At 71.2% G+C, this 772-nt stretch carries 1 protein-coding gene; it reads left to right on the forward strand.

What is annotated here, in order from left to right; translation table 11 throughout:
* Positions 1 to 772: zinc ribbon domain-containing protein (locus tag M1M07_RS32330; RefSeq protein ID WP_248676784.1), on the forward strand; the 772-nt coding region annotated here is incomplete at both ends.

Here is a 772-nt window from a genome sequence, read left to right on the forward strand (position 1 = left end):
AAGGCCGCCCGGCTGCGCCGGCTCGCCGAGACCGCACCGCCCCGGGTGCGGGCGGAGCTGGAGGCGAAAATCGCGGTCCTCGAGGACCATCGCACCGCGATCGGTGTCAAACGCGGGAAGATCAACCGAGAGCTCGCGTTTCATTTCGCCCGGCAGGTCGCCGACTACGCCGCTGCGGCGGAGGCGACGGTGATCGCGGTGGAGGACCTGACCACCCTGGAGGCTCGCAGGCGCGGCCGGAGCAACAACAATCGGGCGGCGCAGTCCGCCCGCCGTCGGGCCGCCGACGCCCTTGCCCACACCGCGGCCCGGGTGGGTGTGGTGGTGGTGTCGGTGCCGGCGCGGGGATCGTCGGCACGGTGTCCGGGCTGCACCGAACCACTGACCCGCCCCGGTGGCTATCACACGGCATGGTGCACCCGGTGTCAGGTGGGTGGGAATCGTGATCATGTGGCGGCGGTGAACCTCGCCGCACGGGCGTTGTCGGGGCGCGCTGCGGCGGTCCGCACCCGCAGTGGGAGCGTGGAGATCCGGACCGCGGTGCACGCCCCGGTCCGGAAATGTCGGGACAAGACCGGTCCCACCCCGCGCAGGCCTCGGCATCGCCGGGTCCGCCGCAGCATCACGGCTTCGAGACCCCCGAAGGGGGTGACACAGTCGAGGACTCGTCCTGCACCCGAAGCGTCGGTGTGGGACACGGTCGAGCCCGCAACATCGCACGATGGTGTGGTGGGTAGCCGTGAGAAACGTGGATCTTCACCGCCTGCCACGT

Origin of the sequence: Rhodococcus sp. HM1, from assembly GCF_023218075.1 — a bacterium.
Classification (GTDB): domain Bacteria; phylum Actinomycetota; class Actinomycetes; order Mycobacteriales; family Mycobacteriaceae; genus Rhodococcus.